Genomic DNA, 9,332 nt, shown 5'->3' on the forward strand with positions numbered 1-9,332 from the left:
CCGACGAAGAACACGGCCTTGGAGGCGAGGTCCAGGAAGTACTGCGGCAGCAGTCCGAGGCCCACCGTGACCAGGACGCCGACGCCGATCGCGGTCGCCGTGAAGGCGCTCGGGATGGCGACGGTCGGGCCGCCCGGCCGCGGGTCGGAGAAGAACATCAGCACGATGACCCGGATGTAGAAGAACGCCGCCACCGCCGAGCTGAGCACGCCCACGATCACCAGCGGGGTGGCCCCGCCGGCCGCCGCGGCCTGGAACACCGCGAACTTCCCGGTGAACCCGGAGGTCAGCGGGATGCCCGCGAAGGCCAGCAGGAAGAGCGCGAACACCCCCGCGACCAGCGGGGAGCGCCGGCCCAGGCCGGCCCAGCTGGACAGGTGGGTGGCCTCGCCCTTGGAGTCGCGCACCAGGGTGACCACGGCGAACGCGCCGAGCGTCACGAAGGAGTACGCCAGCAGGTAGAACAGCACCGAGCCGACGCCCTGCCGGTTGCTGGCGATCACGCCGGTCAGGATGAAGCCGGCGTGCGCGATCGAGGAGTAGGCCAGCAGCCGCTTGACGTCCTGCTGGGTGACCGCGAGGACCGCGCCGACCACCATGGTGAGGATCGCCACACCCCAGAGCACCGGCCGCCAGTCCAGCCGCAGCGCCGGGAAGGCGACGTAGAACAGCCGCAGCACGGCGCCGAACGCGGCCACCTTGGTCGCCGCCGCCATGAAGCCGGTGACCGGGGTCGGCGCGCCCTGGTAGACGTCCGGGGTCCAGGAGTGGAACGGCACCGCGCCGACCTTGAAGAGCAGGCCGACCGAGAGCATCGCCAGGCCCACCAGCAGCAGCGCGTCGTTCTGGGTCGAGGAGGCCAGCGCCGGGGTGAGCAGCGCGTTGCCGGAGATGACGTCGGCGATCTCGCCGAGCCGTACGGTGCCCGCGTAGCCGTACAGCAGCGCGGTGCCGAACAGGAAGAACGCCGAGGCGAAGGCGCCGAGCAGGAAGTACTTGACCGCCGCCTCCTGGGAGAGCAGCCGGCGGCGCCGGGCCAGCGCGCAGAGCAGGTAGAGCGGGAGGGAGAAGACCTCCAGCGCGACGAACATGGTCAGCAGGTCGTTGGCGGCGGGGAAGAGCAGCATGCCGCCGACCGCGAACATGGTGAGCGGGAAGACCTCACTGGTGGTGAAGCCGGCCCGGATCGCGCCGCGCTCCTGCTCGCCGCCGGGCGTGGCGGAGGCCTGGGCGGTGAAGGCGTCGGCCGGCGCTCCCCCGGCCTTGGGCTCCAGCCGGCGCTCGGCGTAGGTCAGCACCGCGACCACCGAGACCAGCAGGATGACGCCCTGGAGGAACAGCGTCGGGCCGTCGACGGCGACCGAGCCCATCGCGACCCCGTCGGCCTTGGTGGTGCCGTAGCCCTGGGCGGCGAGCACCAGCACGGCGACGAAGGCGCCGGCCAGGCCGGTCAGCGCGGTCACCACCTGGGCCCAGTGCCGCACCCGCCGGGGCAGGAAGGCCTCCAGCAGGATGCCGATCACGGCGGCGCCGAACACCACCAGCATCGGGGAGAGTTGGCCGTACTCGATGTGCGGCGCGGGAATGCTCTGGGTACCGCCGCCGGCGGCGGCGAGCCATCCGGTGCTCACTTGTGCTCACCTCCTGAGCGGGCGGTCCCGTCCTGGGCGGTCCCGTGGTCGGCGACCGGGTGGGCCGGTGCCGGGTCGGTCTGGTGGACCTGCGAGAGGGTCGCGTTCACCGAGGGGTTGACCAGGTCGGTGAGCGGCTTCGGGTAGACGCCGAGCAGCACGGTGAGCGCCACCAGCGGTGCCACCACGGCGAGTTCGCGGGCCTTGAGGTCCGTGATGCCGCTGACGCCCTCCTTGACCGGGCCGGTCATGGTGCGCTGGTAGAGCAGCAGGGCGTACAGCGCGGCGAGCACGATGCCGAAGGTGGCGACGATGCCGATCGCCGGGTACCGGGTGAAGGTGCCGACCAGGACGAGGAACTCGCTGACGAAGGGCGCCAGTCCGGGCAGCGACAGGGTGGCCAGGCCGCCGATGAGGAAGGTGCCGGCGAGCACCGGGGCGACCTTCTGCACGCCGCCGTAGTCGGCGATCAGCCGGGAGCCGCGGCGGGAGATCAGGAAGCCGGCCACCAGCATCCACGCGGCGGTGGAGATGCCGTGGTTGACCATGTAGAGGGTGGCTCCGCTCTGGCCCTGGCTGGTCAGCGCGAAGACGCCCATGATGATGAAGCCGAAGTGCGAGATCGAGGCGTAGGCGACCAGCCGCTTGATGTCCTTCTGGCCGATCGCCAGCAGCGCGCCGTAGATGATCCCGATCACCGCGAGGACCAGGATCGCCGGGGCGAAGGTCTTCGAGGCGTCCGGGAACAGCCCGAGGCAGAAGCGGAGCATCGCGAAGGTGCCGACCTTGTCGACCACGGCGGTGATCAGCACGGCGGTGCCGGCGGTGGCCTCGCCCATCGCGTTCGGCAGCCAGGTGTGCAGCGGCCAGAGCGGGGCCTTGACCGCGAAGGCGAAGAAGAAGCCGAGGAACAGCGCCTTCTCGGCGGCGCCGCTGATCTCCAGCCGGCCGTCGGCGACCGCGTCGGTGAGCGTCCGCAGGTCGAAGGTGGCCAGGCCCTGGTCCTGCGCGATCACGTACAGGCCGATCACGGCGGCCAGCATGACCAGGCCGCCGAGCAGGTTGTACAGCAGGAACTTGACCGCCGCGTAGGAGCGCTGACGGGCCGAATCGGGGCCGCCCGCCCGGTCGCCGAAGCCGCCGATGAGGAAGTACATCGGGATCAGCATGGCTTCGAAGAAGACGTAGAAGACGAAGACGTCGGTGGCGTAGAAGGAGACGATCACCATCGCCTCCACCGCCAGGACCAGGGCGAAGAAGCCCTGGGTGCGGCGGCGCGCCTCGAAGGTGCCGGGGTCGGCGGCTCCCTCGGTGGCGGCGGCGGGCTCGGGCCCGGCCGGGTCGGCGTCGCGCCAGGAGGCGAGCAGCACGACCGGCACCAGGACGGCGGTGAGCAGCGCGAGGACGGCGCCGATGCCGTCCACCCCGAGCGAGAAGGTGATGCCGAAGGAGCGGATCCAGCTGTAGGACTCGGTCAGTTGGTAGCGCGCGCCGTCCGGGTCGAACCGCACGGCGGCCGCGCCGGCCAGGGCCAGGGTGGCGGCGGAGAAGGCCAGCGCCACCGTCTTGGCGGTCCGCCGCCGGCTCTCGGTGGTCCCGGCCGGCAGGGCGGCGGTGACCACCGCGCCGGCCGCCGGAACCGCGCAGGTGGCGGTGAGGAGGACGCTCATGCCTCGACCTCCTGACGACGTGTGTAATCCGGGTGCATCAGACGGACCTCATCAGGAGTGTCGTGGCGACCAGCACCAGCGTGCCGCCGAACATGGAGAGCGCGTACGAGCGGACGTAGCCGTTCTGGATCCGCCGCAGCCGGCTGGAGACGCCGCCGATGGTGGCGGCCAGGCCGTTGACGAAGCCGTCCAGGCCGCGGCTGTCGAAGTAGACCAGGGCCGCGGTGAGCGCCGAGCCGGGGCGGACCAGGACGGCGTGGTTGAAGTCGTCCTGGAGCAGGTCCCGGCGGGCGGCCCGGGTGAGCGGGGAGCCGTAGGGCGGCACCACCGGGACGGCCGAGCGGCCGTACACCAGGTACGCGAGCGCGACGCCGGCCACCATGCAGGCGCTGGTGAGCAGGGTGACCACCAGCGGGGCGAGCGGGGAGTTGCCCTCCTCGTGCCCGGTGACCGGCTCCAGCCAGTGCAGGAAGGAGTCGTTGAACGCGAACACCCCGCCGGCGAACACCGAGCCGACCGCCAGCAGGATCATCGGGACGGTCATGGTGCGCGGCGACTCGTGCGGGTGCGGCTCGTGGCCCTCGGCGTCCGGCTGCCAGCGCTTCTCGCCGAAGAAGGTCAGGATCATCACCCGGGTCATGTAGAACGCGGTGACCGCGGCGCCGGTCAGGGCGCACAGGCCGAGGATCCAGCCCTCGGTGCCGCCCTTGGCGAACGCCGCCTCGATGATCCTGTCCTTGGAGAAGAAGCCGGACAGGCCGGGGAAGCCGATGATGGCCAGGTAGCCGAGGCCGAAGGTGACGAAGGTGACCGGCATGTACTTCCGCAGGCCGCCGTAGTGACGCATGTTCACCTCGTCGTTCATGCCGTGCATGACCGACCCGGCGCCGAGGAACAGCCCGGCCTTGAAGAAGCCGTGGGTCACCAGGTGCATGATCGCGAAGGCGTAGCCGATCGGGCCGAGGCCGGCCGCGAGGATCATGTAGCCGATCTGCGACATGGTCGAGCCGGCCAGCGCCTTCTTGATGTCGTCCTTGGCGCAACCGACGATCGCACCGAAGAGCAGGGTGACCGCGCCGACCACCACGACGGCGGTCTGGGCGTCCGGCGCCAGGTTGAAGATCGTCCCGGAGCGGGTGATCAGGTAGACGCCGGCGGTGACCATGGTGGCCGCGTGGATCAGCGCGGAGACCGGGGTCGGGCCCTCCATCGCGTCCCCGAGCCAGGACTGCAGCGGCACCTGCGCCGACTTGCCGCAGGCGGCGAGCAGCAGCATCAGGCCGATCGCGGTCAGCTTGCCCTCGCTCGCGCTGTCGGCGGTGGCGAAGACCGGCTCGAAGGCGAAGGAGCCGAACTCGACGAACATCAGCATGATCGCGATGGACAGGCCCAGGTCGCCGACCCGGTTGACGATGAACGCCTTCTTGGCGGCCGTCGCGGCGCTCGGCTTGTGCTGCCAGAAGCCGATCAGCAGGTACGAGGCGAGGCCGACGCCCTCCCAGCCGAAGTACAGCAGCAGGTAGTTGTCGGCGACCACCAGCAGCAGCATGGCCGCCAGGAAGAGGTTCAGATAGGCGAAGAAGCGGCGCCGGCGCTCGTCGTGCGCCATGTAGCCCACCGAGTAGAGGTGGATCAGCGTGCCGACGCCGGTGATCAGCAGCACGAAGGTCATCGAGAGCTGGTCGAGCCGGAAGGCGACGTCGGCCTGGAAGCCGTTCACCGGGATCCAGCTGAACAGGTGCTCGGTGACGGCGCGTTCCTCGGCGTCCCGGCCCAGCATGGACGAGAACAGCGCGAGGCCGAAGCCGAAGGACAGTGCGGCGAGCGCGGTGGCCAGCCAGTGGCCGAACCGGTCGAAGGCCCGGCCGCCGAGCAGCAGCAGGGCGGCGCCGGCCAGCGGGGCCGCGACCAGCAGCGGAATGAGAGAGTTCACCGAGGTCCTCCGCCTACAGCTTCATCAGGTTGCTGTCGTCGACCGAAGCGGAGTGCCTGGTCCGGAAGATCGTGACGATGATCGCGAGGCCCACCACGACCTCGGCCGCCGCGACCACCATGGTGAAGAACGCGATGATCTGGCCGTCCAGGTTGCCGTGCATCCGGGAGAAGGTGACCAGCGCCAGGTTGGAGGCGTTGAGCATCAGCTCGACGCACATGAACAGGACGATCGCGTTCCGCCGGATCAGCACGCCGGAGGCGCCGATGGTGAACAACAGGGCGGAGAGATAGAGGTAGTTGACCGGATTCACTCCGCCCCCTCCTCGTCGTGGTCGGACGCCGGGCGGTTCGCCGGCGCCGTGTGGTTGGCGGCCACCGGCTCCAGCGCCTGGCGCGGGCCGGTCACCGGCGGACGCCCGGACGGCGGGCGGCCGAGCCAGTCGGCGCTGGTGGACTCCAGCTCGGCCATCCGGGCCAGCATCTCCTGGCTGACGTCGCGGATCTGGCCGCGCTCGCGCAGGGTCGCCATCACCGAGTCCTCGGCGATCGAGCCGTCCGGCAGCAGGCCGGGGATGTCCACCGCGTTGTGCCGGGCGTAGACGCCGGGCGCGGGCAGCGGCGGGACCTGCAGGTTGTCCGCGACCCGCTGGGCGGCCAGCTCGCGCTGCGTCTTCGGGGCCTTCACGTGCTCGCGGTGGGTCAGCACCATGGCACCGATCGCGGCGGTGATCAGCAGCGCGCCGGTGACCTCGAAGGCCCAGACGTACTTGGTGAAGATCAGCCGGGCCAGGCCCTGGACGTTGCCCTCGGCGTTGGCCTCGGCGAGACCGGCGAAGGTGTCCAGCCTCGCGTTGGCGATCCCGGCGATCAGCAGCACGCCGAAGCCGAGCCCGCAGAGCGCGGCGGCGAACCGCTGGCCCTTCAACTGCTCCTTCAGCGAGTCCGCGCTGGTCACACCGACCAGCATCACCACGAACAGGAAGAGCATCATGATCGCGCCGGTGTAGACGACGATCTGCACCACGCCCAGGAACACCGCGCCCTGGGCCATGTAACAGACCGCCAGGGCGAGCATGGTGGCGGCCAGGCAGAGCGCGCTGTGCACCGCCTTGCGCATCAGCAGCATGCCCACGGCGCCGCCGACGGCGATCACCGCGAGCACCCAGAACTGGACGGCCTCACCGGTGGAGGTCGCGCCGGACACGGCGGCGAGGGTGACGGGGGCGGCGGTCACGACTGCGCCTCCCGCTCCCGCTCGGTGCGCTCCTGGGGCTCGGTGCCCGGCGCCGCCGCGGTGATCTCGCCCCGGTAGTAGGCGCCCTCGTCGACGCCCGGGAAGATCGCGTGCGGGGTGTCGACCATGCCCTCGGAGAGGCCGACCAGCAGCTGCTCCTTGGTGAAGATCAGGTCCTTGCGGGAGGAGTCCGCGAGCTCGTACTCGTTGGTCATGGTGAGCGCCCGGGTCGGGCAGGCCTCGATGCACAGGCCGCACAGGATGCAGCGGGCGTAGTTGATCTGGTACACCGCGCCGTACCGCTCACCGGGTGAGTAGCGCTCCTCCTCCCGGTTGTCCGCGCCCTCGACGTAGATGGCGTCGGCCGGGCAGGCCCAGGCGCACAGCTCGCAGCCGACGCACTTCTCCAGGCCGTCCGGGTGCCGGTTCAGCTGGTGGCGGCCGTGGAAGCGCGGGGCGGTGGGCTTCTTCTGCTCCGGGTACTGCTCGGTGAGCCGCTTCTTGAACATGGCCTTGAAGGTCACGCCGAAGCCGGCGGCCGGTCCGAGGATGGACGGCTTGTCGGCCCGCTCGGGCCGGTCGGTCCGGGGGTTCTGGTCGGACGACATCTCGGTTCAGCTCCCTTCGGATTGGTCGGCCCCGTTGAGGGCGTCCTGGAGTTGCTTCGGGGCGCGGCTGCGCCGGCGCGGGACCGGCGGGAGCTGCTGGCCGGGCATCGGCGGCACCGGGTAGCCGCCGGCCATCGGGTCGAACTCGCCGCTCGGCGCGCCGTCCTCGGTCTCCGGCCGGCGCTTCACGGCGTCCCGCAGCAGGCCGAGCAGCAGCAGCGCGCCGACCGGGGCACCGACGTAGAGCACCACCTCGCCGAAGCCGTAGCCCTCGTTGCGCAGCGCCCGGACGGCCGCCACCATCACCAGCCAGACCAGCGAGACCGGGATGAGCACCTTCCAGCCGATCTTCATGAACTGGTCGTAGCGGAACCGGGGCAGGGTGCCGCGCAGCCAGATGAAGAAGAAGAGCAGCAGCTGGATCTTGAGGATGATCCAGAGCATCGGCCACCAGCCGTGGTTGGCGCCCTCCCAGAAGGTGGAGACCGGCCAGGGGGCCCGCCAGCCGCCGAGGAACAGGGTGGAGGCGACGGCCGAGACGGTGACCATGTTGATGTACTCGGCCAGCATGAACATCGCGAACTTCAGCGAGGAGTACTCGGTGTTGAAGCCGCCGACCAGTTCGCCCTCGGCCTCCGGGAGGTCGAAGGGCGCGCGGTTGGTCTCGCCGACCATCGCCACGATGTAGACGATGAACGACACCGGCAGCAGCACCGCGAACCAGGTCGGCTGCTGCGAGGAGACGATCTCCGAGGTGGACATCGAGCCGGAGTAGATGAACACCGCCGCGAAGGAGAGGCCCATCGCGATCTCGTAGCTGATCATCTGGGCCGAGGAACGCAGGCCGCCGAGCAGCGGGTAGGTCGAGCCGGAGGACCAGCCGGCCAGCACGATGCCGTAGATGCCCACCGAGGCGGTGGCCAGGATGTACAGCAGCGCCACCGGGAAGTCGGTCAGCTGCATCGGCGTCCGGGTGCCGAAGATCGAGATCTCGTCGCCGGCCGGGCCGAACGGGATCACCGCGATGGCCATGAACGCCGGGATGGCGCAGACGATCGGGGCCAGGACGTAGACCGCCTTGTCGGCGCCCTTGACCACCAGGTCTTCCTTGAGCGCCAGCTTCACGCCGTCGGCGAGCGACTGCAGCAGGCCCCACGGGCCGTGCCGGTTGGGCCCGATGCGCAGCTGCATCCAGGCCACCACCTTGCGCTCCCAGACGATCGCCACGAGCACCGTGCCGACCAGGAAGGCGAAGCAGAACACCGCCTTCAGCAGGACCAGCCACCAGGGGTCGCGGCCGAAGAAGCCGAGCGTCTCGTACGCGGCGAGGTCGTACCCGGCGAACGGGTGCGAGGTGGGGTTCACTTCTCCTCCTCGTCGGGCTCGACGCCCTGCGCCTCGGTGCCCCGCGTCTCGGCACCCTGCGCCGGGGCGACGGTGACCAGGTGGCCGATGGTGGTGCCGAGCGCGCGGTGGGCGCCGCCCGGGGTGGAGTTGAGCGGGATCCAGACCGTGCGGTCCGGCATCTCCTTGCTGATCTCCAGCGGCAGGGCGACCGATCCGGCCGGGCCGGTCAGCCGCAGCGCGGGGGCGTCCAGGGCGCCGATCTCCTCGGCGGTGGTCGGCGAGATCCGGGCGACCGCGCGGTGCCGGGTGCCGGCCAGGTGCGGGTCGCCCTGCTGGAGCGAGCCGTTGTCGAGCAGCAGGCGCCAGCCGGCCAGCACCGCCTGCCCGGTGGCCGGGCGGGGCAGCAGCCCGGGGTGGGCGGCCGGGGCGGCCGGGCGCTCGCCGGCCCAGGGCGCGAACCGGTCCAGCTCCAGCCGGGCGGAACGGACGTCGGGCAGGCCGAGCCGGTGGCCCAGCGCGTCGGCGAGCATGTTCAGCACCCGCAGGTCCGGGTGCAGGTGACGGCCCATCTGCTGGTCCGGCTTGAGGGCGGCCTCGAACATCCGCGCCCGGCCCTCCCAGTCCAGGAAGGTGCCGGCCTTCTCGGCGACCGCGGCCACCGGCAGCACCACGTCGGCGTGCACGGTGACGGCGGACGGGCGCAGCTCCAGCGAGACCACGAACGGGACGGCGGCCAGCGCCAGTTCGGCCCGGGCCGGGTCGGCCAGGTCGTCCGGGTCGAGGCCGCCGACCAGCAGCGCTCCGAGTTCGCCGCCGACGGCCGCTTCGAGGATGGACTCGGTGTCCCGGCCGGGCCCTTCCGGGAGTCCGGGCACGCCCCAGACGGCGGCGGCCTCGGCCCGGGCGG

The 9,332-nt window shown here is 71.2% G+C and carries 8 protein-coding genes; all 8 read right to left on the reverse strand.

Translation table 11 applies throughout. The features are described from left to right. Nucleotides 1-1,631: NADH-quinone oxidoreductase subunit NuoN (gene nuoN / locus ABD308_RS33215; RefSeq protein WP_344343340.1), on the reverse strand; the 1,631-nt coding region annotated here is incomplete at its 3' end. Continuing rightward, nucleotides 1,628-3,301, reverse strand: a complete 1,674-nt coding sequence (locus ABD308_RS33220) for an NADH-quinone oxidoreductase subunit M (RefSeq protein ID WP_344343342.1) — start codon at nucleotides 3,299-3,301, stop codon at nucleotides 1,628-1,630. The genes nuoN and ABD308_RS33220, both read right to left, overlap by 4 nt. Before the next feature lie 37 nt (nucleotides 3,302-3,338). Continuing rightward, on the reverse strand, nucleotides 3,339-5,234 hold the full coding sequence (gene nuoL, locus ABD308_RS33225; protein ID WP_344343344.1) for an NADH-quinone oxidoreductase subunit L: 1,896 nt from the start codon (nucleotides 5,232-5,234) through the stop codon (nucleotides 3,339-3,341). A gap of 13 nt (nucleotides 5,235-5,247) precedes the next feature. After that, nucleotides 5,248-5,547 (reverse strand): NADH-quinone oxidoreductase subunit NuoK, encoded by a 300-nt coding sequence (nuoK, locus tag ABD308_RS33230; RefSeq protein WP_253793010.1) that lies wholly within the window; start codon nucleotides 5,545-5,547, stop codon nucleotides 5,248-5,250. Next, nucleotides 5,544-6,470 (reverse strand): NADH-quinone oxidoreductase subunit J, encoded by a 927-nt coding sequence (locus ABD308_RS33235; protein WP_344343348.1) that lies wholly within the window; start codon nucleotides 6,468-6,470, stop codon nucleotides 5,544-5,546. Before ABD308_RS33235 ends, nuoK begins: the two co-directional genes overlap by 4 nt. Continuing rightward, nucleotides 6,467-7,078, reverse strand: a complete 612-nt coding sequence (gene nuoI, locus ABD308_RS33240; RefSeq protein WP_344343350.1) for an NADH-quinone oxidoreductase subunit NuoI — start codon at nucleotides 7,076-7,078, stop codon at nucleotides 6,467-6,469. Before nuoI ends, ABD308_RS33235 begins: the two co-directional genes overlap by 4 nt. A 6-nt stretch (nucleotides 7,079-7,084) precedes the next feature. Beyond that, nucleotides 7,085-8,443 (reverse strand): NADH-quinone oxidoreductase subunit NuoH, encoded by a 1,359-nt coding sequence (gene nuoH / locus ABD308_RS33245; RefSeq protein ID WP_344343351.1) that lies wholly within the window; start codon nucleotides 8,441-8,443, stop codon nucleotides 7,085-7,087. Beyond that, on the reverse strand, nucleotides 8,440-9,332 hold an 893-nt coding region (locus ABD308_RS33250; RefSeq protein ID WP_344343353.1), incomplete at its 5' end, for a molybdopterin-dependent oxidoreductase. The genes ABD308_RS33250 and nuoH, both read right to left, overlap by 4 nt.

The sequence above is a fragment of the Kitasatospora putterlickiae genome (assembly GCF_039527695.1).
GTDB lineage: Bacteria > Actinomycetota > Actinomycetes > Streptomycetales > Streptomycetaceae > Kitasatospora > Kitasatospora putterlickiae.

Excerpts from the sequence above, each read along its gene's own strand:
- ABD308_RS33220 (WP_344343342.1), bottom strand. The coding sequence starts at position 3,301 with ATGAGCGTCCTCCTCACCGCCACCTGCGCGGTTCCGGCGGCCGGCGCG.
- nuoI (WP_344343350.1), bottom strand. The coding sequence starts at position 7,078 with ATGTCGTCCGACCAGAACCCCCGGACCGACCGGCCCGAGCGGGCCGAC.